At 65.4% G+C, this 20,894-nt stretch carries 22 protein-coding genes, 1 pseudogene and 1 riboswitch; of the genes and pseudogenes, 14 read left to right on the forward strand and 9 right to left on the reverse strand.

The window, feature by feature from the left end; all coding sequences use genetic code 11:
* Positions 1 to 41 precede the first annotated feature (41 nt).
* Together H7R73_RS01470 and rimK are read left to right on the forward strand one after the other, a co-directional pair.
* Positions 42 to 1,109, forward strand: coding sequence for a Gfo/Idh/MocA family oxidoreductase (locus tag H7R73_RS01470; RefSeq protein ID WP_103259378.1), 1,068 nt, complete (start codon positions 42 to 44; stop codon positions 1,107 to 1,109).
* 203 nt (positions 1,110 to 1,312) lie between these two features.
* Positions 1,313 to 2,209, forward strand: a complete 897-nt coding sequence (gene rimK, locus H7R73_RS01475; RefSeq protein ID WP_010672657.1) for a 30S ribosomal protein S6--L-glutamate ligase — start codon at positions 1,313 to 1,315, stop codon at positions 2,207 to 2,209.
* Positions 2,210 to 2,361: 152 nt separating this feature from the next.
* Here the strand turns inward: rimK and H7R73_RS01480 are convergent, their stop codons facing one another.
* Both H7R73_RS01480 and H7R73_RS01485 read right to left on the reverse strand, forming a co-directional pair.
* On the reverse strand, positions 2,362 to 3,618 hold the full coding sequence (locus H7R73_RS01480; RefSeq protein ID WP_103259379.1) for a sensor histidine kinase: 1,257 nt from the start codon (positions 3,616 to 3,618) through the stop codon (positions 2,362 to 2,364).
* Positions 3,615 to 4,283 (reverse strand): response regulator transcription factor, encoded by a 669-nt coding sequence (locus H7R73_RS01485; RefSeq protein ID WP_103259380.1) that lies wholly within the window; start codon positions 4,281 to 4,283, stop codon positions 3,615 to 3,617. The genes H7R73_RS01480 and H7R73_RS01485 overlap by 4 nt, the downstream gene beginning before the upstream one ends.
* A 90-nt stretch (positions 4,284 to 4,373) precedes the next feature.
* Here H7R73_RS01485 and H7R73_RS01490 point away from each other — a divergent pair, with 90 nt between their 5' ends.
* The 8 genes and pseudogenes from H7R73_RS01490 (at position 4,374) to thiH (ending at position 12,560) form a co-directional block, all read left to right on the forward strand.
* On the forward strand, positions 4,374 to 4,802 hold the full coding sequence (locus H7R73_RS01490; RefSeq protein ID WP_029313554.1) for a hypothetical protein: 429 nt from the start codon (positions 4,374 to 4,376) through the stop codon (positions 4,800 to 4,802).
* A gap of 78 nt (positions 4,803 to 4,880) precedes the next feature.
* Positions 4,881 to 5,369, forward strand: a complete 489-nt coding sequence (locus tag H7R73_RS01495; RefSeq protein ID WP_052815863.1) for a hypothetical protein — start codon at positions 4,881 to 4,883, stop codon at positions 5,367 to 5,369.
* Positions 5,370 to 5,431: 62 nt separating this feature from the next.
* Positions 5,432 to 5,545: riboswitch (TPP riboswitch) on the forward strand.
* A gap of 263 nt (positions 5,546 to 5,808) precedes the next feature.
* Positions 5,809 to 7,863: a phosphomethylpyrimidine synthase ThiC gene (thiC, locus tag H7R73_RS01500; RefSeq protein ID WP_103259381.1), complete on the forward strand. Its 2,055-nt coding sequence runs from the start codon at positions 5,809 to 5,811 to the stop codon at positions 7,861 to 7,863.
* Positions 7,860 to 9,467: pseudogene (gene thiE, locus H7R73_RS01505) on the forward strand (thiamine phosphate synthase). The gene thiC and the pseudogene thiE overlap by 4 nt, the downstream one beginning before the upstream one ends.
* Positions 9,457 to 10,236 (forward strand): HesA/MoeB/ThiF family protein, encoded by a 780-nt coding sequence (locus tag H7R73_RS01510; RefSeq protein ID WP_103259383.1) that lies wholly within the window; start codon positions 9,457 to 9,459, stop codon positions 10,234 to 10,236. Before thiE ends, H7R73_RS01510 begins: the two are co-directional and overlap by 11 nt.
* Positions 10,237 to 10,238: 2 nt before the next feature.
* Positions 10,239 to 10,439 (forward strand): sulfur carrier protein ThiS, encoded by a 201-nt coding sequence (thiS, locus tag H7R73_RS01515; RefSeq protein ID WP_103259384.1) that lies wholly within the window; start codon positions 10,239 to 10,241, stop codon positions 10,437 to 10,439.
* Positions 10,440 to 10,524: 85 nt separating this feature from the next.
* Positions 10,525 to 11,292 (forward strand): thiazole synthase, encoded by a 768-nt coding sequence (locus tag H7R73_RS01520; protein ID WP_103259385.1) that lies wholly within the window; start codon positions 10,525 to 10,527, stop codon positions 11,290 to 11,292.
* Positions 11,289 to 12,560 carry a 2-iminoacetate synthase ThiH gene (gene thiH, locus H7R73_RS01525; protein WP_103259386.1) on the forward strand — a complete coding sequence of 424 codons (1,272 nt, stop codon included), beginning with the start codon at positions 11,289 to 11,291 and terminating at the stop codon, positions 12,558 to 12,560. The genes H7R73_RS01520 and thiH overlap by 4 nt, the downstream gene beginning before the upstream one ends.
* 548 nt (positions 12,561 to 13,108) lie before the next feature.
* Here the strand turns inward: thiH and H7R73_RS01530 are convergent.
* Genes H7R73_RS01530 through H7R73_RS01540 form a run of 3 tightly spaced genes read right to left on the reverse strand, consistent with a single transcriptional unit; the run spans position 13,109 to position 14,694 of the window.
* Positions 13,109 to 13,612 carry a hypothetical protein gene (locus H7R73_RS01530; RefSeq protein ID WP_232092730.1) on the reverse strand — a complete coding sequence of 168 codons (504 nt, stop codon included), beginning with the start codon at positions 13,610 to 13,612 and terminating at the stop codon, positions 13,109 to 13,111.
* Between the two features lie 4 nt (positions 13,613 to 13,616).
* Complete coding sequence (locus H7R73_RS01535) at positions 13,617 to 14,030, reverse strand: GNAT family N-acetyltransferase (protein ID WP_042015349.1); 414 nt, start codon at positions 14,028 to 14,030, stop codon at positions 13,617 to 13,619.
* A 28-nt stretch (positions 14,031 to 14,058) separates the two neighbouring features.
* Positions 14,059 to 14,694 carry a Vat family streptogramin A O-acetyltransferase gene (locus H7R73_RS01540; protein ID WP_103259387.1) on the reverse strand — a complete coding sequence of 212 codons (636 nt, stop codon included), beginning with the start codon at positions 14,692 to 14,694 and terminating at the stop codon, positions 14,059 to 14,061.
* A 222-nt stretch (positions 14,695 to 14,916) separates the two neighbouring features.
* Here H7R73_RS01540 and H7R73_RS01545 point away from each other — a divergent pair, with 222 nt between their 5' ends.
* Both H7R73_RS01545 and H7R73_RS01550 read left to right on the forward strand, forming a co-directional pair.
* Complete coding sequence (locus tag H7R73_RS01545) at positions 14,917 to 15,501, forward strand: hypothetical protein (protein ID WP_010672673.1); 585 nt, start codon at positions 14,917 to 14,919, stop codon at positions 15,499 to 15,501.
* Between the two features lie 326 nt (positions 15,502 to 15,827).
* Positions 15,828 to 16,718 carry a sensor domain-containing diguanylate cyclase gene (locus tag H7R73_RS01550; RefSeq protein WP_042015352.1) on the forward strand — a complete coding sequence of 297 codons (891 nt, stop codon included), beginning with the start codon at positions 15,828 to 15,830 and terminating at the stop codon, positions 16,716 to 16,718.
* Positions 16,719 to 16,781: 63 nt separating this feature from the next.
* Here the strand turns inward: H7R73_RS01550 and H7R73_RS01555 are convergent, their stop codons facing one another.
* Positions 16,782 to 17,420 (reverse strand): exopolysaccharide biosynthesis protein, encoded by a 639-nt coding sequence (locus H7R73_RS01555; RefSeq protein ID WP_010672675.1) that lies wholly within the window; start codon positions 17,418 to 17,420, stop codon positions 16,782 to 16,784.
* 201 nt (positions 17,421 to 17,621) lie between these two features.
* Here H7R73_RS01555 and H7R73_RS01560 point away from each other — a divergent pair, with 201 nt between their 5' ends.
* Entirely contained in the window at positions 17,622 to 18,236 is a 615-nt protein-coding gene (locus tag H7R73_RS01560) for an outer membrane beta-barrel protein (RefSeq protein ID WP_103259388.1), read from the forward strand.
* Positions 18,237 to 18,248: 12 nt separating this feature from the next.
* Here H7R73_RS01560 and H7R73_RS01565 read toward each other — a convergent pair whose 3' ends face one another.
* Entirely contained in the window at positions 18,249 to 18,554 is a 306-nt protein-coding gene (locus H7R73_RS01565; RefSeq protein ID WP_052814439.1) for a monooxygenase, read from the reverse strand.
* Positions 18,555 to 18,675: 121 nt separating this feature from the next.
* Between H7R73_RS01565 and H7R73_RS01570 the strand changes: the two genes are divergently transcribed.
* Complete coding sequence (locus H7R73_RS01570) at positions 18,676 to 19,032, forward strand: winged helix-turn-helix transcriptional regulator (protein ID WP_042015355.1); 357 nt, start codon at positions 18,676 to 18,678, stop codon at positions 19,030 to 19,032.
* On the opposite strand, the gene H7R73_RS01575 is transcribed toward H7R73_RS01570, so the two are convergent.
* Both H7R73_RS01575 and H7R73_RS01580 read right to left on the reverse strand, forming a co-directional pair.
* Positions 19,004 to 20,041, reverse strand: a complete 1,038-nt coding sequence (locus tag H7R73_RS01575) for an acyltransferase (RefSeq protein WP_103259389.1) — start codon at positions 20,039 to 20,041, stop codon at positions 19,004 to 19,006. The genes H7R73_RS01570 and H7R73_RS01575 overlap by 29 nt on opposite strands.
* 176 nt (positions 20,042 to 20,217) lie before the next feature.
* The gene (locus H7R73_RS01580) at positions 20,218 to 20,838 is read right to left on the reverse strand and encodes a PepSY-associated TM helix domain-containing protein (protein ID WP_182951454.1); all 621 of its coding nucleotides are present in this window, start codon (positions 20,836 to 20,838) and stop codon (positions 20,218 to 20,220) included.
* Positions 20,839 to 20,894 lie beyond the last annotated feature (56 nt).

A 20,894-nucleotide genomic window follows, 5' to 3' on the forward strand; every position in this document is an offset into this window, starting at 1 on the left:
GCGGGGCAGGCGCCGGGTACGCACGCCATATCGAGGTTGCCATGAAGATTGGATTTGTCGGTCTGGGGGCCGTGGTGCAGACAGCCTATCTGCCTGCACTTGCCGCCCTGGCGGAAAATCCCGAGATATGGGGTTTTGATCCCGCCATCACCCTGCCCGGTGTCATGTCTGCGCCGACCCTGGAAGCCCTGCTGGCCGAACCCCTGGATCGGCTGGTGATCGCCACGCCTTCCCTGCTGCATCTGCCCGTGCTGGAACAGGCACTGGCCAGCGCCATTCCCCTCATCCTGGTGGAGAAACCCGTGGTGGCCACCCTGGCCCAGCACGATCGCCTGCACGCCCTGCTGGCGGACCCCGAGGTCGCGGCCAGGGTGCTGGCACTGGATCACTGGATGGCCCGCAATGCCGTCCAGCAGTTGCTGCTGAGCGGCAAACTGGATGAAGGCTGGCAGCCTCGGGAACCAGGCTGCGCCGGGGTCGGGCTGGCCACCCTCGCCGATATCAGCGCGGTGGAGGGCTTTTTGCTGGAACCCTGCGGCCTGGACGAGGCGGGGCATCCCTATGCCCTCAACTTCGCCACCGGCGAGCCGGATCGGCGGGTCCTGCGCCATCCAGACGGGGTGATCCTCGACATCGGCACCCATCTGCTGGCGATGATCCGGGAACTGCTGGTGGCCCTGGGTGGGGACGACCGCCTGCATCTGATCGCGGAGGGCGTCTGCGACCGGCTGGGGCAGCCCATCCGGCGCGGGGATCTGGAGACCGCCGAGGGGCGGGCCTGCCTGCGCGGCGAGGCGGCAGGGGTGCCCCTGACCCTCTGGCTCGACAAGTATGCCGGTCCCGGGGTGGAGAAGAAGGGGCTTTGCCTGCACTTCAAAGACGGGCGGCGCATCGAGCTGCTTCGCCGCGGCAACCTGGAGTGGCTGCACCATCACGACGTCGACGGGATGCGGGGCTGGCAACATGAGGGGCCCCTCTATCGCCACTGCATCGCCCAGACCCTGCTGGCCCCTGTGCCTTTGGGAGGCTGGGCCGACACCACGGCGCGCCGTTTGCAGGAGGTCGCCCTGCTGCTTGAGTTGCAGCAAGGGCTGCGCGGCCCCCATTGACGTCGCTGGCGCCATCCGGCATGAGGGCTGGTGGCTGGCGCTGTCTTGCAGAACGGTCTCTGGCTTTGGTCCGTCTTGAGTGCGGCACTCTCGGTTTTTGCCCGTTCTTGCAGAACCACGCATGGTGAGGGGAAAGGATTGGCGTTGCCAGTCGTTCATGGCACCTTATACTCTCCAGTCCGATTATCAGGTCTGCCATTTCCATGAATATTGCCATTTTATCCCGTGAGCCCAACAACTATTCCACCCGCCGTCTGGTCGAGGTGGCCCGGGCCCGTGGGCATCAGGTCGAGGTGCTCGACACCCTGCGCTGCTACATGAACATCGCCTCCCACAGCCCCTCCATCCATTACGAAGGACGGGAGCTGGAGAGCTATGACGCCGTGATCCCGCGCATCGGTGCCAGCATCACCTTCTATGGCACCGCCGTGCTGCGCCAGTTCGAGATGATGAGCACCATGGCTCTCAACAGCTCGGTGGCCATCTCCCGCTCCCGGGACAAGCTGCGCGCCATGCAGCTGCTCTCCCGTCACGGCATCGGCCTGCCGGTGACCGGCTATGCCCACAGCACCCACGACGTACCGGATCTCATCACCATGGTGGGGGGCGCCCCCCTGGTGGTGAAGCTGCTGGAGGGCACCCAGGGGATTGGCGTGGTGCTGTGCGAAACCCAGAAGGCCGCGGAGAGCGTCATCGAGGCCTTTATCCAGACCAACAACAACATCCTGGTGCAGGAGTACATCCGCGAGGCCAACGGCGCCGATATCCGCTGCCTGGTGGTCAACGGCAAGGTGGTGGCCGCCATGCGCCGCCAGGCCCAGCCGGGGGAGTTTCGCTCCAACCTGCACCGGGGCGGCACCGCCGAAGCCATCAAGATCACGCCGGAAGAGCGTGCCACCGCCGTGCAGGCCGCCAAGATCATGGGGCTGGACGTGGCCGGGGTGGACATCCTGCGAAGCGCCCGCGGCCCGCTGGTGCTGGAGGTGAACTCCTCCCCCGGCCTGCAAGGGGTGGAAGCTGCCTCCGGCAAGGACGTGGCGGGCAAGATCATCGAGTTCCTCGAGCTCAAGGCGAGCCGCAAGCACAAGCCGGCGGAATGAGCCCCAAACGAGTGTCAGACAGGTAAACACAGGGCGCCCTCGGGCGCCTTGTTGCTATCTGGGGGGGGCTGGAAGGCAGCGGGCTTACCGGGAAGTGTCTCCCTTCTCCCACTGTGTTGAACAGCCGGGAAGAAGGGCCGGGAATGAGGGGGTTATGCCGCCCCGGGGGCGCCGGGGATCATCACCAGCCGGGCGCTGAAGACCCCCTCCACCAGATGGGTCTCAATCTGCCAGCCCAGCTTCTCGCAGATGCGCTGGATGATGGTGAGACCGCAGCCGTAGCCGAGGATCTGATCCGGCGCGGCGGCGGTGGGGTTGCTGATGGTGAGCACCTGCTCGTGCAGGGTGATCTCGATGTGCCCCTCGGCGTAGCTCAGGGCGTTTTTCAAGAGGTTGCCGAGGGCGATGGCGAGCAGGGAGAGGGGGGCCTGCACCTCGCTCTCCTCGTCCAGTTGCAGGCGAATGTCCAGCGTCTCCCGTTGCAGCAGGGGGGCGAGGCGGGTCAGTTCCCGGCGAATGAGCGGCGCCACTTGCTGGGGCGGGCGCTCCACGGCCTCCTTGCGTCCCAGCAGCAGGAAGGTTTCGGTGAGCAGGGCCATCTCGTCGGCGGCGGCGCGGATGCGGCTGACGGCGCGGGCTGCCGGGGCGGGCAGGTCATTTACTCTGCCGAGCAGGGCCGCGGATCCCTGGATTACCATGTTGGGGGTGCGCAGCTCGTGGCTGGCAAAGCGGCTGAACTCCTGTTCACGGGCAAACACGGCGGCTACCTCGTGCTTGCCCGCCAGCAGCGCCTGCTCTATCTCTCGCAGCTCCTGCCAGGGGGCATCGGGCACGAAGTCCCCCTGATCCGGGGTGAGGTGGGCGACCCGCTGGCGCAGCCGCTCCAGCGGCCTGGTGATGTGACGCACCAGCCAGATGCCGAAGGCGAGGCTCCCCAGCAGCAGGGTCAGGCCGATGAGGCGGGTCACCAGATGCAGCTTGGCTTCGTAAGGGTCCAGGTAGTCGTCCGCATCGTCGTTGAACACCAGATAGAGCAGCCCCTGACCCGAGGGGTGGGCGCGTACCAGGAAGTGCTTGTCCTCCCGGCCCAGCTGATGCTCGAAGAAGCCGGGGCTCTGGTAGGCCTTGAGCCAGGCGGGCAGGCGGCCCGCCTCTGTCCAGTAGCTGGAGAACTGGCGCGGGCTGGGGGCGGGGGCCGCCATTCCGAGGCGCAACCAGTCGTCGTCATAGCGGGTTGCCTCCGCCTCCAGCCAGTGGCGCAGGCTCAGCTCCTCCATCTTGTTCTCGGCCACCACCATCAGCAGGCTCAGGATCACCAGCAGCAGCAGACCGGCCCCTCCCAGCGCCAGCACCAGGCGCCGGCGCAGGCTCGGCAGACCGGAGGCAAGGGGCGGCGTCGGGTTCGTCATGGGGTCACCAGCCGGTAGCCCTGGCCGTGCAGGGTCTCCAGCATGGGGGTGGGGAAGGGCTTGTCGAGGACATTGCGCAGGGCATAGATGTGGCTGCGCAGGGCGTCGGAGTCGGGCTCCTCGTCGCCCCAGACGGTGTCGAGCACCTCCTGGCGCGTCACCAGCTGTGGCGCGCGCTTCACCAGCAGGGTGAGGATCTGGAACGGGATCTTGCCGAGTTTGAGCTCGACGCCGGCGCGGGTGGCGCGGCCGCTGGCGGGATCCACCGTCAGATCGCCAAAGCAGAGCACGCCCATGTCCCCTCTGGGGCCACGCAGGCTGAGGGCCTCCAGGCGCACCTCCAGCTCCTCCATGGCGAACGGCTTGACCAGATAGTCGTCGCCCCCCGCCCGAAAGCCTGCCAGCTTGTCCTCCAGGCTGTCACGGGCTGTGAGAAAGAGCACCGGGGTCGCGATGCCGTCCGCACGCAGCCGCTCCACGGTACGCAGGCCGTCGAGGCGCGGCATCATGACGTCCATGATGATGACGTCGAAGCGCTCCTGGGCCAGCAGTTGCAGGGCCGCCTGGCCATGATAGGCGCAGTCCACCTTGTGCCCGGCCAGCGCCAGATAGTCCATGATGGTCTCCGCCACCTGGGGACTGTCTTCCACCACCAGTATTTTCATGCTCTGATCTCCTGGTCTGTGCCGCTATTTCACGGCCATTTCACACCGGATGGGACATCCTGTGTGCCAGTGTAACCCCGAGGATCCCCGATGAAGAAGTCTCTCTGCGCCTTCTGGTTATTGATTCTATTGCCTTTTGGTCTGGTGCAGGCGGCCGAGTTCAAGCTCACGGGCCGCACCACCTGGCAGCTTGGCCAGTTGATGGTCAATGGCATTCCCTTCGTGATCGATGAGCGCACCCGCTTCAAGGATGGCCTGGATGAGGACGATCTCGGCGGGACCTGGGTCGATCTGGAAGGGGTCGTGCAGGAGACGGCGGCAGGGGCGCGGCGGCTCGTTCGCGAGGTGGAGGCGCTGGAAGAGGAGGACGAGATGGAACTGGAAGGGCCGGTGGAAGGGGGACGGATCTGGGGCTATGTCACCTCGGATGGGAGCCTCTCCCCGTTCGAGGGACGCTGGCTGGAGCTGGAGTGCAAGTTTGACGGCATGCGCCTGAGCCAGTGCCGGGAGGATGACTGACCGGTCAGGGAGGACCGGGAAAAATTGCCCGTCCGGGGCCATAGTTAAACCTCACCCCGTGACCCCGGACCGCCAGCCATGACCCGAACCGCACTCTGCCTGCTGCTGTTGCCCTTCTGCACCCTTGCCGACGACGCCGAGCTCTGGCTGGTGGAGCTGGAGCACAACGACGGGGTGCGCCTGCAATTCCAGGGGGCTGAGCTGGAGCTCGGCAGTGCCGAACTGCACGGCGTGGCGCAGCCGGACGGGCTCGTGCCCGGCATGCACCTCGCGATCCAGAGCCGCTACGGCGTCGCCGAGACGATCCGGGTGCTCGACGGGGCGCCGGATCCGGCGCTCGGGGCCAACTGGCGGCGGGCGGAGGATCGACTGCTCACCCACAATCAGCAGGCATTGCTGCTACAGGAACTCGGCGTGCTGGTGTTTGATGCTGATACTCGCTGGATCAACGGCAGCGCCGCCGATCTGCAACCGGGTCGCCGCCTGGTGCTGAGCCGGGATGAAGAGGGCCGCCTCACCGATATCCTCATTCCCGACCCCGAGGATCCCCTCGACGCCGAAGAGTGAGACCTCTCTCTCTTTCCCCTTGTTAATGGCTTGTACTTTAAATTTCCCCACTTATACTGGCGCACATCTTGTCGGAGTGCTGACCGTCGAACGACGCTAAGCTGAGACCGTTAATTCGGGATCCGTGGAACCTGATCAGGTTAAGACCTGCGAAGGGAAACAAGGGTAACTTGCGGGTTACCGCGCCGGGGAAGGCACACCTTCCCGCCAGCTGGAGGCAGACCGCCTCTGGCTGGCACAGGCGCACAGGGGGAGGTTGTCCCGTCCGGTTGTCCTTAGGGCGCCGGGTTTCCAGACTAGGGAAACACCGGGACGGCAGAGCAGGGAAGATCCATGCCCGGCTCACTCCCCCGAGCACACCCCGCCGCAAGTTCATCTTCTCCTCGAACTCCAGACAAGCAAACACCCATAACTTCAACCAGTTAATGTGAGTTTTGCTATGTCTACCAATGTTTCTGATACCACCAAATCCAGCCGCCGCGAGCAGCGCTCCAGCGCCCAGACCTTTATCGACAACCTCAAGGGGATGGCTCACCCCAACTCCCGCCGCATCTTTATCCAGGGTTCTCGCCCTGACATCCGGGTGCCTTTGCGGGAGATCCAGTTGGCCGACACCTTCGTCGGCGGCACCAAGGACGCTCCCCAGTTCGAGCCCAACGAGCCGGTGCCGGTTTACGATACCTCGGGCCCCTATGGGGAAGAGGCCGCCCCCATCGACGTGCGCCGCGGTCTGCCGCGCCTGCGCGAAGACTGGGTGCAGGAGCGTGCTGACACCGACGCGCTGGACGGGCTGAGCTCCGCCTTCACTCAGGAGCGGCTGGCGGACGAGGGGCTGGATCACCTGCGTTTCGAACATTTGCACTCTTCGCAACATAAGGCCCGCCGTGCCAAGCCGGGCCGCCGGGTCACCCAGCTGCACTATGCCCGCCAAGGCATCGTCACCCCCGAGATGGAATTTATCGCCATCCGCGAGAACATGGGCCGCGAGCGAGTGCGCTCCGAGCTCCTGCGCACCCAGCACCCGGGTCAGGGCTTTGGCGCCAGACTGCCCCAGAACATCACCCCCGAGTTCGTGCGCGATGAGGTGGCCGCCGGTCGCGCCATCATCCCCAGCAACATCAACCACCCGGAAGCGGAGCCCATGATCATCGGCCGCAACTTCCTGGTGAAGATCAATGCCAACATCGGCAACTCGGCGGTCACTTCCAGCATCGAAGAGGAAGTGGAGAAGCTGGTGTGGTCCACCCGCTGGGGCGCCGACACCGTGATGGATCTCTCCACCGGCCGCTACATCCACGAGACCCGCGAGTGGATCCTGCGCAACAGCCCGGTGCCCATCGGTACCGTGCCCATCTATCAGGCGCTGGAGAAGACCAACGGCATCGCCGAAGACCTCACCTGGGAGCTGTTCCGCGACACCCTGCTGGAGCAGGCCGAGCAGGGGGTGGACTACTTCACCATCCACGCCGGCGTCTTGCTGCGCTTCGTGCCGATGACTGCCAAGCGCCTCACCGGCATCGTTTCGCGCGGTGGCAGCATCATGGCCAAATGGTGCCTGTCGCACCACAAGGAGAACTTCCTCTACGAGCACTTCCGCGAGATCTGCGAGATCTGCGCCGCCTACGACGTGAGCTTGTCGCTGGGTGACGGTCTGCGTCCGGGCTCCGTCTACGACGCCAACGACGAGGCCCAGTTCGCCGAGCTGCGCACCCTGGGCGAGCTGACCAAGATCGCGTGGGAGTACGACGTGCAGGTGATGATCGAGGGCCCCGGCCACGTGCCCATGCACATGATCGAGCGCAACATGACCGAGCAGCTCGAGCACTGCCACGAGGCGCCCTTCTATACCCTGGGCCCGCTCACCACCGACATTGCCCCGGGGTACGATCACTTCACCTCCGGCATCGGCGCCGCGCTCATCGGTTGGTACGGCTGCGCCATGCTCTGCTACGTGACCCCCAAGGAACACCTGGGCCTGCCCAACAAGGAGGACGTGAAGCAGGGGCTCATTACCTACAAGATCGCCGCCCACGCCGCCGATCTGGCCAAGGGGCACCCGGGGGCCCAGATCCGCGACAACGCCATGTCCAAGGCGCGCTTCGAGTTCCGCTGGGAGGATCAGTTCAACCTGGCCCTGGATCCCGACACCGCCCGCGCCTACCACGACGAGACCTTGCCTCAGGAGTCTGGCAAGGTGGCCCACTTCTGCTCCATGTGTGGCCCCAAGTTCTGCTCCATGAAGATCACCCAGGACGTGCGCGACTACGCTGCCAAGCTGGAAGCCGTAGAGATAAAGCTGGTCGGCATGGACGGTCAGCAGGAGCGGGTGGTGGCCGAGGTGGAGAGCGGCATGGCCCGTAAGGAGACGGAGACCTTCAAGCAGGCCGACGTTGAGAGCGGCATGGCCCGCATGGCGGAAACCTTCAAGGAGACCGGCGGCGAGATCTACCATCAGGCGGCGACCCTGAAGCAGGCCGCAGGGGAGGAGGCGTGAGCAGCGAGCGCGGGGCTGTCAGCCCCGCCGACCTGTCGCCTGTGACGCAGGCCCGCCCCGTGGTCTGGACCATCGCCGGGTCCGACTCCGGCGGCGGGGCCGGCATTCAGGCCGACTTGCACACGATGCATGACCTCGGCGTGCACGGCTGCTCCGTCATCTCCGCCATCACGGCCCAGAACTCGGTGGCGGTGAAGATGGTCGACCCCGTGCTGATGCAGACCTTCGCCGCCCAGATCGATGCCCTGGGGCTGGATCTGCCACCCGCTGCCATCAAGATAGGCCTGCTGCCGACCCGGCTGCACGTGGAGGTGCTGGCCCGTCGCCTGTCGACCGTCGAGGCTCCCTTCGTGGTCTACGACCCGGTGGCCATCGCCAGCACCGGCACCCCCATGGCGGAGCCCGGCATGCTGGTGGCGGTGCGCGAGCACCTGCTGCCACGTCTGTCGCTCATCACCCCCAACGGTCCCGAGCTGGAAGCCCTGACCGGCCTGCCCGCCACCAGTCCCGAGCTGGTGCGCCTCGCCGCCCGGCGGCTGCGCGAACTCGGCGCCCGCGCCGTGCTGGTCAAGGGGGGCCACCTTGAATGGGGCGGGGATCTCTGCCTCGACTACTACCAGGACGAGAGCCGCGAATTCTGGCTCGCCGCGCCACGCCTCGATACCCGCCACGGCCACGGCACCGGCTGCGCTTACGCCAGCGCCATCGCCGCCGTGGTGGCGCAGGACTATCCGGTGGAGGACGCCATCACCCTGGCGCGTGCCTACCTGCAACAGGGGCTGGCGGCGGCACAGGGGGTGGGGGCAGGCCCGGGGCCCATCGCCCATCTCGGCTGGCCCGCCGATCTTGCCCACTTCCCCCGTGCCGTGCTGGCGGGCTCACCGCTCGATCGCCGCTTTGGATTGTATGAAGCGAGCAGCGCCCGTCTGCCGCAGGGCCCCTTTGCGCCGACCGAACACAACCTCGGCCTCTATCCGGTGGTGGACTCGGTCAAGTGGCTCAAACGCCTGCTGGGGGCCGGGGTCAAGACCATCCAGCTGCGGATCAAGAATCTGCCCGCCACAGAGGTAGCGCCGGCTATTCGTGATGCGGTCGCGCTCGGTCGCCGCCATGGGGCGCGGCTCTTTATCAACGACTACTGGTAGCAAGCCATCGAGGCGGGCGCCTGGGGCGTGCATCTGGGGCAGGAGGATATGGAGACCGCCGATCTCGCCGCCATTCAGGCGGCGGGGCTGCGTCTTGGCATCTCCACCCACGGCTACTTCGAGCTGATGCGGGCCCGCGAGCTTGCCCCCTCCTATATCGCGCTGGGCCATATCTTCCCGACCAACACCAAGGCGATGCCTTCGCGCCCTCAGGGGCTGGCGCGGCTGCACCACTACCGCGCCCTGATGGCGCAGTGGCCCACGGTGGCCATCGGTGGCATCAGCGAGGAGCGGGTGGCGGCGGTCAAGGCAAGCGGGGTCGGCAGCATCGCGCTGGTCTCGGCCATCACGGCGAGCGATGACTGGCAGGGCGCGACCGAACGGCTGCTCGCCGCCGTGGGGGCGGGGGATGAGCCGCTCTCGGCCAGCGTGATACGGGAGGCTGAACATGCGCTCTGATGCCGCTTCTCTTAGTGACAAAGAGTATCTGCGCTACGGCCGCCAGCTGATGCTGGCGGAAATTGGGGAAGCCGGTCAGGCGCGGCTGAAAGATAAATCCGTGCTGATCGTGGGCCTCGGCGGGCTCGGCTCGCCGCTCGCCCTCTATCTGGCCGGCGCCGGGGTGGGCACCTTGTGGCTGGCTGATGGCGACACGGTGGATTCCAGCAACCTGCCGCGCCAGATCCTGTTCGATAGCGAGGCGGTCAACCACTCCAAGGCCGAACTGGCCCGCGAGCGCCTTAGCCAACACAACCCGCTGGTGGAGCTGATTGCCATTAATCAGCGCCTCGATGCCGCCAGCCTGCCGGAGTTTGTGGCCGAGGTGGATCTGGTTGTCGACTGCTGCGACAACCTCGCCACCCGCCAGGCCATCAACGCCGCCTGCGTTGCTCAGGGCAAGCCCTGGGTCTGTGCCGCCGCAGTGGGTTGGCAGGGGCAGCTGATGACGCGCACCAGCAGCGATCACGCCTGCTACGCCTGCCTCTATCCGCTGGATACCGAGATCAGGGAAAGCTGCGAGACCAGCGGCGTCACCGGCCCGCTGGTGGGGGTGATGGGCTCTTTGCAGGCGCTGGAGGCACTGAAACTGCTGCTCGGGATGCCGAGCCCGGTGGCGGGCACATTGCGCCGCTTCGATGCGTTGACCCATCAGTGGCAGACCCTCACGCTGGCTCCCGATCCCGATTGCCCGGTCTGCGGCAGCACCCACCCGGCCCTGGAGAATTAACCATGAAGATCCGATTGAACGATATCGAGCTGACGCTGCCCACCGGCCTGCGCCTGACTGAGCTGCTGGCGGTGCAGGAGATTTCCCCTCAGGGGGTGGCGGTAGCCCTTAACGGCGCCGTGCTGCCCCGAGGCCGCTGGGCCGAGACCCGTCTCAATGACGGGGATGAACTCCACCTCTTCACCGCCATTGCGGGAGGCTGACCCATGATGCTCGCAGTCCCATCTTCGAGCGCTCTGCTTTGCGGCGGGGCCTCATCTCTTCTTATCGCAGTGGCAGGAGGCTGACATGCTGACCATTGCCGATCACACCTTCTCTTCGCGCCTCTTTACCGGCACCGGCAAGTTTGCCCGCCCGGAACTGATGGCCGCCGCCATCGAGGCGAGCGGCTCCCAGCTGGTGACCATGGCCATCAAGCGGCTCGAACCGGGCAAGGCCCACGACGATATCCTCACGCCCCTTCGGCAACTCGGTGTCAAGCTGCTGCCCAACACCTCGGGGGCCAAGACCGCCGCTGAGGCGGTATTTGCCGCCCATCTCGCCCGCGAGGCGCTGGGGACGAACTGGCTCAAGCTGGAGATCCACCCCGACCCGCGCTACCTGCTGCCTGACCCCATCGAGACGCTCAAAGCCGCCGAGCAACTGGTGAAAGAGGGTTTTGTGGTGTTGCCCTACTGCGGTGCCGACCCCGTGCTGTGCAAACGGCTCGAAGAGGTGGGTTGCGCCGCCGTGATGCCGCTGGGCGCCCCCATCGGCTCCAATCAGGGGCTGGTGACCCGGGAGTTTCTCTCCATCATCGTCGAGCAAGCCAATGTGCCTGTGGTGGTGGATGCGGGCATAGGTGCGCCGAGCCATGCGGCCGCCGCCTTTGAGCTGGGGGCCGATGCCGTGCTGGTCAACACCGCCATCGCGGTGAGCGGCGACCCGGTCGCCATGGGCCACGCCTTTGCGCTGGCCTGCACTGCCGGGCGCAGCGCCTATAAGGCAGGCCTCGGCGCCCGCGCCCTGCAGGCCCAGGCCTCCAGCCCGCTTACCGATTTTCTGGGGGCATTATGAGTCAGCATGCCAATGACCCCACCCCGACCCTCCCCTTGCCAGGGGAGGGAGTGTCGACTCCGCCCTCTTGTGAAGTAGGAGGTCGGGGGGGCGGATTAACACCTCCCCCTTGTGAAGGGGGAGGCCGGGAGGGGGTTGAGAGAAAGTCGGAGAGTTTTCTCGATAGATGGCAGGAGCTTGAGTGGGACGATATCGGCATGCAGATCCGCGCCAAGACTGCCGCCGATGTGGCACGCTCCCTGAGCGCGCCGCGCCGCACTCTGGCCGATTTTATGGCGCTGATCTCCCCGGCCGCCGAGGCGTATCTGCCGCAGATGGCAGCCGAGGCCGAGCGCCTGACCCGCCAGCGCTTTGGCAACACCATCGGTTTCTATGTGCCGCTCTATCTGTCGAACCTGTGTGCCAACGACTGCACCTACTGCGGCTTCTCCATGAGCAATCGCTTGAAGCGCAAGACCTTGAATAGCGAGGAGATTGAGCGCGAGTGTCTGGCCATCAAGGCGCGCGGTTTTGACAGCGTGCTGCTGGTGACCGGCGAGCACGAGCACAAGGTGGGGCTCGCCTATTTTCGGCAGGTGTTGCCCATCATCCGCCGTCACTTCAGCACGGTGGGGATGGAGGTGCAGCCCCTCTCGCAGGATGAATATGCCGAACTGAAGACCCTCGGCCTCGATTCGGTCATGGTCTATCAGGAGACCTACCACGCCCCCGCCTACGCCCGCCATCACCTGCGCGGCAACAAGCGGGACATCGCATGGCGGCTCGCCACGCCGGATCGGCTCGGCCGCGCCGGTATCGACAAGATAGGGTTGGGGGCGCTCATCGGTCTCTCTGCGGACTGGCGCGCCGACAGCTACTTTGTCGCCGAGCACCTGAGCTGGCTTGAGCGCCATCACTGGCAGAGCCGCTACTCGCTCTCCTTCCCGCGCCTGCGCCCCTGCGCCGGTGGGCTGGAGCCTGCCGTGGTCATGTCGGATCGTCAGCTGGCCCAGCTTATCTGCGCCTGGCGCCTCTTCTCGCCCACGCTGGATTTGTCCCTCTCCACCCGCGAGTCGGCTACGTTTCGCAACGGCGCGGTGCGCCTTGGCATCACCCAGATGTCGGCCGAGTCGCGCACCCAGCCGGGGGGGTATGCCGAGGGGGATAAAGAGGAGCTGGAGCAGTTCGCCATCCACGACGACCGCCCGGTGGGGGAAGTGGCCGCCGCCGTGCGACAGGCGGGGTTGCAGCCGGTGTTCAAGGACTGGGAACCCTTCCTGGGCCGATAGGGGCGGCCACGCCCCCCTTTACCGGGTGGCGCCCGGCATAACGATTGGGCGCCGTTCGGCCACACACCTTGCTGGTGCCGATGCTTTGGCTCCCTCCCCTGCGAAGGGGAGGGCTGGGGAGGGGTCTTTATGCGGCATTTCATCTCCATCGTAGGGTCGATTAGCCGTCAGGCGTAATCGTCCGTTCCGAGGCATGGTGTTGGCGGCAGGAGGCGTTGTGTGGTGGCACGGCCTTGCCGTGCAGGACGCGAGGCCGCTGGCCTCGAAGGGTTTCGCCCGCCCTTCGGGCCGAGGCGAGTGACTTTGGAAAGACCCAAAGTCACCAAAGGTCTTCTCCCCCGCTTATTCGCCCGACTTCGTCGGGTTCCTTCGGCTCACCCGCTTGTCCGACTGCACGCGCCGACGGGCCATCCATGGCCCGGCGCCGCTCGCTCGACATCCTGTCTCGCGGCCTGGACAAGCGTGCTCGCCTCAGCGAATAAGAGGGTAACCAAGACCGTGCCCGCCCGGTAGATAGTGGAGGGTGCAGTTGATATGCGAGATGGTGCTTAGGGTAGTTGCTTGAGGTAATTGGTTAGCGAGAAGGGCTGAGCAAATTCTTTCATCCCGGCCAATCTATCCAGCTCTGCTTGGCCGACTTGCTGCAACCGAGCTTGCTGGGCGGGAGTTAGCGTGGTGGTTCTCGCCTTGATCAGGGTGTCGAGAAAACTGCTGTCTCCCTCTACGGCTTGATGGAACGCCTTGAGCGCCAGCGCATCCACTTCTGCTGCGGTGCAGCGCTCCATGCTTTTCTCATGCAGATAGATAAGCACGGTTACTTGTTGTCCCCTCTCCAGTGACCAGAAGGGGTCACTTTTGACAGGCAGTGTGGCGCTGTGTTGTGACTTGATGGCTTCGCACCGCTCAAACGCAGGATCCAGATCGTGTAGTGACAGGGCAAAGGCGCTGGAGCTGGTTGCAAGCAGCGCAAAGATCAAGGCAAGGCGTCTGTAGAAGGAGAGACTCCAGCTATCCGGCGCCTTGTCTATTACAGGGCTGTTGCGGCCGCTCATCGGCTTATGACTGCTTTTTCAGAAAGTAACTGATATGCCCCGGCGGCATATCGGGCAGCTGACCAAAGACTTCGTAACCCTGCTTCTGGTAGAAGGGGAGGGCCTGAAAACTGGTGGTTTCCAGATGGTAGTTGGTGATGCCCTTGCTTTGGGCGTACTGCTCCATGGCGCCGAGCAGGCGGCCGCCCCAGCCATCGCGGCGGATGCGTTCGTCGATCCAGAGCCAGTCGACGTGCAGCCAGCCCCACTTGATGTCGGCGATGATGCCGCCGTGAACCTTGCCCTCTTCATCCTTGATAAAGCTGGCGATCCGCTCGCGCAGATGGGTGCCGGCGTGATCCTTGTTGTAGCCCGAGAGGCCAATGCGCAGCGCTTCGATCTCATCGTCCTGAGGCGGTTGGGGTGGGGTGAGTTGCATAGTGCTTCCTGCTTGATGGTGGTTGTCTCTAACGGGTTGCCGCTTCCAGCGCGGCTATCTCGCCGCCGTTGATAAGCGGCAGGTTGCGGCTGACCTGCTCTACCGGCCAGTCCCACCAGGCGATGGCGTTGAGGCGGGCGATGGTGTCGTCGTCAAAGCGATAGCGGATCACCCTGGCGGGGTTGCCGCCGACCACGGCGTAGGCGGGCACGTCGCCGGTGACCACGGAGCGGGCGGCGATGATGGCGCCGTTGCCGACTTTGACCCCCGGCATAAGCAGGGCCTCATAGCCAATCCAGACATCGTTACCGATGACGGTATCCCCCTTGTAGGGGAGGCTGCCCGGGGCGGGGGCGGCGCTCTCCCAGCCGTTGCCGAAGATAAAGAAGGGGTAGGTGGAGAAGCCGGAGGTCTGGTGGTTGGCGCCGTTCATGATGAACTTCACCCCGCGGGCAATGGCGCAGAACTTGCCGATGATGAGCTTGTCGCCGATGAAGGGGAAGTGGTAGAGGACGTTGCGCTCGAAGCCCGCCGCATCCTCCGGGTCGTCGTAATAGGTGTAGTCACCCACCTCGATATTGGGCCCCTTGATGGTGTTCTTGATAAAGCACACCTGGGGGAAGCCGTTCATGGGGTGGGGATTGGCGGGATCGGGTCCGTGCATGGGGGCTCCTCTGGGGTCTGGGCTCTGGCTACCCTAACGGAATCGGGTGGAGCCTTGCCACCCTTTTGTGCCCTCCGCTTCGCCAGTCTCTGTCGCCCCCTGCCCATGTGCGCATCGACCCGGGGCGGGTTTGTCTCTAGCATGGAGGGGCGGCGGAGTCTGGCTCCGTCAAAATGGATGATGGACGAAGTGCGCCTTGCGGACTTCTGGCGGAGAGAAAAGATGAAGCTGCGTTCCTTGTTGATGGTGGGTGCCCTGCTGCTGGGCGGATGTGCGGTCAATCCCTATGGGGGGACGCCTGCGCCGGTCGGCGAGCCGGACAAGCCGGTGACCAAACCAGAGAAACCCGTGGCCGAGCCTGACAAGGCCGAGCCGGTGCCTGCTCCCAAACCCGTGGCACCGACGGGGCTGGCGGTCGCCCTGGCCGATGACTTCCTGAAGGCCGCCGATGTGCAGGCACTGGCGGGCAGCAGCCCGGTACTGCTGCTGATGGCGCCCCAGAACGGTACAGGTGAGCCCTTCAGCACCCAGCCCCTGGCGGTGGCCATGATCCAGCGCATTCAGGCCAATAGCGGCTTTCGTTTCGCAGACCCGGGCCAGGTGGCGGCCATCACGGGTCAGCTCGAATACCAGCAGGGGGGCATGAACCCCGCCTCCCTGGTGCGTCTGGGTCGCCAGACCGGGGCGGGTTACATGCTCTACGGGGATCTCCTTTCTGAAGGGGGCCGCTACCGGCTCGCCATGAGCCTGATGGATCTCAAGAGCGGTGAACTGCTCTGGAACGCCAGCCGATCCGCTGCCCGCTGATGCCGGCTCGCCGGATCCCTCTTGACCGGGATCCGGCCTTGCCCCCTTGTCCGGGGGCGGGAATACCCCTGTGGCGCCCCTGACGTCACTGGGTTGGCATGTCGCACTGCCTGAAGGAAAAAATACCTTCCTGACTGTCTGACAACCCTGGTTCTGACAGCATCCCCGATTGCTACCATTCACTTTGCCGGAGGCTTGTCCGGTGAACACGTCACCGACCGCATCCTTCCCGCCCGGCAGGCAACTTTCTGCCCCTGTGCGATACTCCATGAGTCTTGTATAACAGGAGTACAGGGACCCACTCCCACGGATAGCAAGGAGCTCGGATGGCGCTCTCAGTGGCACAACTCTACGAAGTGATGGCCCAGTTGCCGGATCCCGTTTTCATCCTCAGCGAAGATGGCTACTACATCGAGTACATCGGCGGGATGGAGCAGCAGTCCTACCAGAACGGCAACCCGCTGATCGGCAGACAACTGCTGGACGTGCTGCCCGAGGACAAGGCGCAGTGGGTGATGGCGCAGGTGGCTCAGGCCCTCGCCAGCGGCCAGGTGCAGGTGGTGGAGTATGACCTCTCCCCCGCCGAGGTGGACGGCATCGACGCCGACGCCGGGCCCCAGGGAATGCAGCGTTTCGAGGGCAAGATAGCGCCCTTGCCCTCTTTATATGAAGGGAAGCGGGCGGTGGCCTGGATGACCCGCAGCATCACCCGCCAGCACGAGCTGCAACAGCGGCTCAAGCGGCTCGGGGAGACGGATCAGCTCACCGGCCTCTACAACCGCCACTTCTTCTTCGACCAGTATCACCACAGGGTGCAGGGGCAGCATCTCACCGGCCTCATCATGCTGGATCTCGATCACTTCAAGCAGATCAACGATCGCTTCGGCCACCAGACCGGTGACAAGGTCCTGTGCCGGGTCTGCGAGTGCGTCTCTGCCCAGTTGCGGGGGGAGGATCTCTTCGTGCGCAGCGGTGGCGAGGAGTTTCTGATCCTGCTGCCGCAGATAGATGAGGGGATATTGCTGAAGGTGGCGGAGCGGATCCGCGCCGCAGTGGCGGCCATGGCGCCGGATCCCGCCCCGGTGACCGTGAGCCTGGGCACCACCCTGATCCGGCCGGGAGAGGATCTTGGCACCGTGCTGGCCCGGGCGGACGAGTGGCTCTATCGGGCCAAGCGGGGCGGGCGCAACCGGGTGGCCCACGATGGGGCACCCTGAGGGGCGCAGTGAACAGGAAAGAGGGCGACCCGGGGTCGCCCTCTTTCATTTGGCCTGGCCAGATCAGCCAAACAGGGTCGAGATATTCTGCCCCGCCATCAGCAGGCCGATGGCCAGGGCGCTGAACCAGACCAGGGTAGCGGCGACCAGGGCATAGCCGAGGGCGACGAAGAGCCCGTCCCGCTGCAACATGCCGATGGCCAGCAGCAGGATGGCCCAGGCGGGCATGGCGTTGGTGAAGGGAATGGCGCCCAGCGGCAGCATCAGCAGCAGAGCGGCCAGCATGATGAGCAGGCCGTTGCAGCGGTTGATGGTCACGCTGCCGGTCAGGATGAGCAGGCGCGGGCGGATGAAGCGGTCGATGCGGGCCAGCAGATCCGCCCCCTTGTGCAGGGTCGGCTTGAGGTGCTCGGCGGCGAAGCGGCGCTCCATCAGGAAGGCGGGTAGCCAGGGCACCCGGTTGAGGGTGATGCCGATGCCGATGAAGAGGATCAGCAGGCCAAAGGGGGTGCTGACGCCGGGAATGGAGACCGGCAGCAGGAAGGGAACGGTGAGCAGCACGCAAAACAGCAGCATGCCCTGTTCGCCCACCAGGGCCAGCATCTGGCGCAGGCTGATGTGGCTCTCCTCGATGGCATGGGCGGTGGCCCTCAGGGTATCGGAGAGCGTGCTTTGGGGGTCGTTGAGTTGCGCGGCAACCATTCCTGAGATCCTCGTCTGTTGATGCCACTGCTGTGGCGCCGCCAGCTTACGGGGACGAGGTTAATCCCGGATGAATAACCCCGGGGAGCACAGATTTTTCCATCGGAAGCGGGGCAATGGGGCTGGTACAGCCCCCGTCCAGTGTGGGAGACGGGCGCTATGATATGCTTTGCGCAGGTCTTTTCACCACAGGATGAGCACATGAGAGGAGCGATGGGGATGGTGCCTGGGTTGCTGCTGCCCCTGGCGGGCTGGGCAGCCGAGCCCCCGGCGACAGGCTGGCAGCTGACTCCCTTTGCGGGATACAGCTCGGCCATCGACTTTCGGGCCATGGACGAGCCGGCCCCCACGCCGCACGGGAGCGACATCGACACCCTGCAAGGGGAGCGCTCCGGCAGCTGGGGGCTCTTCATCAGCAGGGAGGTGGATGACCCCGGCATGGTGGAGCTGCTCTACAGCCACCAGTCGACCCGGGTGTCCCCCGAACTGCCCGACAGGCTGACGGTGGACACCCTGCACTTCGCCGGGGCCCTGACTCTCTCGGACAACCTGATGGCCCCCTATATCGGTGCCGGGATAGGGGTCACCCGCTTCGATGCCTACGACAGCGAGACGGCCCCTTCCATGTCCCTGGCCCTCGGGGTGCAGCCGCGCCTGACCGAACATCTGGCTGTGCGGGCCGAGGTACGCGGTTATGGTGCCTTGGTCAACGACGACAGCCAGTTTCTCTGCAACCCCGAGATCTGCGCCTTTCGGGTGAGGGGGGAGCTGATCACCCAGTGGCAGGCCAATATCGGCTTGACCCTGAGGTTCTGAGCCCCGCTCGGGCTAGGCGATGCCCTTGGTGAGGCGACTCAGGGGCTCGTTGACGTCGAACACCTTGTACTGCACCGCGCTGGCGCCCATGGCGAGCACCCGCTGCTCGTGCATGGTGGCGTAGGCGAGTGCACTCCCCTCATCCTCGAACAGATAGATGCCGCCCGCCTCGCCGGTGCGCGGGTTCTCGGTCCAGATCTTGGAGATGAAGCCCGGCTCCCGGGTGATGGAGTCGGCCAACGGCATGGCCGCAGCAGTGAGGGCCGGTCCCATCATCTCGGCGGGGAAGTTGAAATGGATCTGCAGCAGGCTGGGCATGATAAACCTCTCGTGGGCGTTGATTGACGGAATCCGCATCATAGGAAGCCGGCATCTTGGCTGCAAGAAGGCACATTTTCGTGGCATAGTTACCGCAAAGTAACCACTCGCGAGCCATACCGTGCCCTCACTGCCCTGTCCCGCCTATCAGGTATTGCGCCTGCTGACCGGCAAATGGAAGCCGGCCATTCTGTTTCATCTGCGCGAACAGACCCTGCGCTTTGGCGACTTGCGCCGCTGCCTGCCCGAGGTGAGCCAGAAGGTGCTCACCGCCCAGCTCAAGGAGCTGGAGAGCGACGGTGTCATCATTCGCACCCTCTACCCCGACGTACCGCCCAGGGTGGAGTACAGCCTGAGCCCGCTTGGCGTCGCCCTGATCCCCCTGCTTCAGCAGATGCACGATTTTGCGCTGAACCACGTTGATCTGCTGGCTGGTCAGGGTCCTGTTTCTAGCGAGCCCGCAGCAACCAGCGGCTGAGGGCGGTGGCCGCCAGCAGTCGGTAGCCGAGCAGAGTGAGCGCCAGCAGCGCGGGTACCTTGAGGAGTTCCCACCACACCTGTTTGCCCTGGGGGCCGAAGATCATCAGCCACACCACCAGCATCATGTGCAGACAGTAGAGGCCGAGCACCTTGGGGGCCTGGCGCTCCAGCCAGCTGCCTTTGCCCCATGCGGGGTTGGCCAGCAGCAGGCCGAACAGCCCCAGCGCCCAGGGGAGCGAACCCAGCAGGAAATCATGACGAGCGAGGGGGACGGCGGCAACGCGCAGCAGACCTGCGGCCTCCAGGGCATAAAGCCCCATCCCCGCCATCATCATCAGGGCGCAGCGCCTGGCGTCCGGCTGCCAGGCACGTAGGCGCAGCTCGGCGCCAAGCGCCACGAACAGCAAGGAGAAGAAGGGGCCGTTGCGGGTCAGCAGGGCCCACTCGCCCCCCGGCAGTAGCGGGCCATAGGAGCCGCCGATCAGGGCCAGGCCGTAGAGCAGGGCCCCCAGCAGCAGGGCCAGCCTCGGCAGGCGGGCCTGCTGGCAGAGCCCCAGGATCAGCACCGCCACCATCAGGGCGGGCAGGAACCAGAGGTGGATCATGCCGCCCACCCACCAGACGTTGAGATGATCCCCGAGCTGCATCTGCCACTGGCCTGCCATGGCGTGCAGGTAGCCCTCGCTCACCGCCGCGAGCGGGTTGAAGGGTATCAGCACGTAGAGCAGGCTCCACGCCAGCCAGAGCCCCAGCAGGGGTCGGCAGTAGCGCAGTGCGACCGTCAGCGGGTGGCCCGCGGCGAGGGCGGGTTGCAAGAAGTAACCGGCGCACAGGAAGAACAGCGGCACCGCGAAGCGGCAGAGCTGGTTGATGACGGCTCCGACCAGAGGGTAGGGCGTGCCGTCCCACAGGGCGGGGTCGAAGGGGTTGCTGAAAGGGGAGAGATGGATGGTCATCACGGCCAGGATGGCCACCACTCGCCCGCATTCGATGCTGGAGATGCGCATGATTCCTCGCGGCGTTCGGGAGCTGGGCGCACCCTATCAGCCGCAGGCGTTCCCTATCCAGCCGCCTGGTCGCCAACTGTGACCCCCATCGGCGGCCGGTTACCCTTTGTTACCCGAGGTGCGGGCAAGGTTACCGCCGCCGGGAGCAGGATCCCGTTTTGGTGTCGGTAAAAGGGCTAGAGCAGGGCCACCAGCACTGTGACCAGGGCGCCCAGCAGCAGCAGGGCGATGCCGCGACCGGCGGGGCCGTGCAGCTTGTTCCACATCAGCAGGCTGGTGAGGGCCAGCAGCAGCATGGCCAGGGCCGCCAGATCTCCCACCAGTTGCCAGGGCAGGCCGGTGCCCATGCCACGGTGCAGCCGGTTGAGGCTGGCAGCGAAGTTGGCCTGCTGCAGCTCGGTGCGCACCAGCAGAGTGCCTTCCACATAGCTGGCGGCCACGCTCTGGCTGAGGGTGACACCGCGCAGCTCCCAGCGGGCCGGCAGGGTGAGGGAGCCGGATGGTGTGGGCAGGGTCTGGGGCGGGGTGATCTGGGGTCGCCCCTCCTCGAACATGTCTGCATAACGCTGTTGCAGCAGGGCTTTCAATTCATCCGGGCTGGCCAGCGGCGTGCTCAGTACTATCTCTTTGCTCGACTTGGCGGTGTGGGGACCGGGCAGGGGCAGCACGGCCCTGTGTTGCAGCCAGAGGCCGGTGAGGCCGTAGAGCAGCATCAGGGTGAGGGTGGCAAAGCCTGCCCAGGCGTGGATGCGGCGCACCCACTTGTTGTTGTGCAGGGGGAGTTTTCTGCGTGTCATCGTTCGGTGCTTCATAACAATCTGGCCAGCGAACGCTGGCCAGAGGGGTCGGTAAA

It is taken from the genome of Aeromonas sp. WP2-W18-CRE-05, assembly GCF_014168615.1.
Lineage (GTDB): Bacteria > Pseudomonadota > Gammaproteobacteria > Enterobacterales > Aeromonadaceae > Aeromonas > Aeromonas caviae.

Excerpts from the sequence above, each read along its gene's own strand:
- H7R73_RS01540 (WP_103259387.1), bottom strand. The coding sequence starts at position 14,694 with ATGCACGGACCCGATCCCGCCAATCCCCACCCCATGAACGGCTTCCCC.
- H7R73_RS01470 (WP_103259378.1), top strand. The coding sequence starts at position 42 with ATGAAGATTGGATTTGTCGGTCTGGGGGCCGTGGTGCAGACAGCCTAT.
- H7R73_RS01510 (WP_103259383.1), top strand. The coding sequence starts at position 9,457 with ATGCGCTCTGATGCCGCTTCTCTTAGTGACAAAGAGTATCTGCGCTAC.
- H7R73_RS01530 (WP_232092730.1), bottom strand. The coding sequence starts at position 13,612 with ATGAGCGGCCGCAACAGCCCTGTAATAGACAAGGCGCCGGATAGCTGG.
- thiH (WP_103259386.1), top strand. The coding sequence starts at position 11,289 with ATGAGTCAGCATGCCAATGACCCCACCCCGACCCTCCCCTTGCCAGGG.
- thiS (WP_103259384.1), top strand. The coding sequence starts at position 10,239 with ATGAAGATCCGATTGAACGATATCGAGCTGACGCTGCCCACCGGCCTG.
- rimK (WP_010672657.1), top strand. The coding sequence starts at position 1,313 with ATGAATATTGCCATTTTATCCCGTGAGCCCAACAACTATTCCACCCGC.
- H7R73_RS01480 (WP_103259379.1), bottom strand. The coding sequence starts at position 3,618 with ATGACGAACCCGACGCCGCCCCTTGCCTCCGGTCTGCCGAGCCTGCGC.
- H7R73_RS01560 (WP_103259388.1), top strand. The coding sequence starts at position 17,622 with ATGAGAGGAGCGATGGGGATGGTGCCTGGGTTGCTGCTGCCCCTGGCG.
- H7R73_RS01550 (WP_042015352.1), top strand. The coding sequence starts at position 15,828 with ATGGCGCTCTCAGTGGCACAACTCTACGAAGTGATGGCCCAGTTGCCG.
- H7R73_RS01485 (WP_103259380.1), bottom strand. The coding sequence starts at position 4,283 with ATGAAAATACTGGTGGTGGAAGACAGTCCCCAGGTGGCGGAGACCATC.
- H7R73_RS01535 (WP_042015349.1), bottom strand. The coding sequence starts at position 14,030 with ATGCAACTCACCCCACCCCAACCGCCTCAGGACGATGAGATCGAAGCG.
- H7R73_RS01575 (WP_103259389.1), bottom strand. The coding sequence starts at position 20,041 with ATGCGCATCTCCAGCATCGAATGCGGGCGAGTGGTGGCCATCCTGGCC.
- thiC (WP_103259381.1), top strand. The coding sequence starts at position 5,809 with ATGTCTACCAATGTTTCTGATACCACCAAATCCAGCCGCCGCGAGCAG.
- H7R73_RS01520 (WP_103259385.1), top strand. The coding sequence starts at position 10,525 with ATGCTGACCATTGCCGATCACACCTTCTCTTCGCGCCTCTTTACCGGC.
- H7R73_RS01580 (WP_182951454.1), bottom strand. The coding sequence starts at position 20,838 with ATGACACGCAGAAAACTCCCCCTGCACAACAACAAGTGGGTGCGCCGC.
- H7R73_RS01565 (WP_052814439.1), bottom strand. The coding sequence starts at position 18,554 with ATGCCCAGCCTGCTGCAGATCCATTTCAACTTCCCCGCCGAGATGATG.
- H7R73_RS01555 (WP_010672675.1), bottom strand. The coding sequence starts at position 17,420 with ATGGTTGCCGCGCAACTCAACGACCCCCAAAGCACGCTCTCCGATACC.
- H7R73_RS01495 (WP_052815863.1), top strand. The coding sequence starts at position 4,881 with ATGACCCGAACCGCACTCTGCCTGCTGCTGTTGCCCTTCTGCACCCTT.
- H7R73_RS01490 (WP_029313554.1), top strand. The coding sequence starts at position 4,374 with ATGAAGAAGTCTCTCTGCGCCTTCTGGTTATTGATTCTATTGCCTTTT.
- H7R73_RS01545 (WP_010672673.1), top strand. The coding sequence starts at position 14,917 with ATGAAGCTGCGTTCCTTGTTGATGGTGGGTGCCCTGCTGCTGGGCGGA.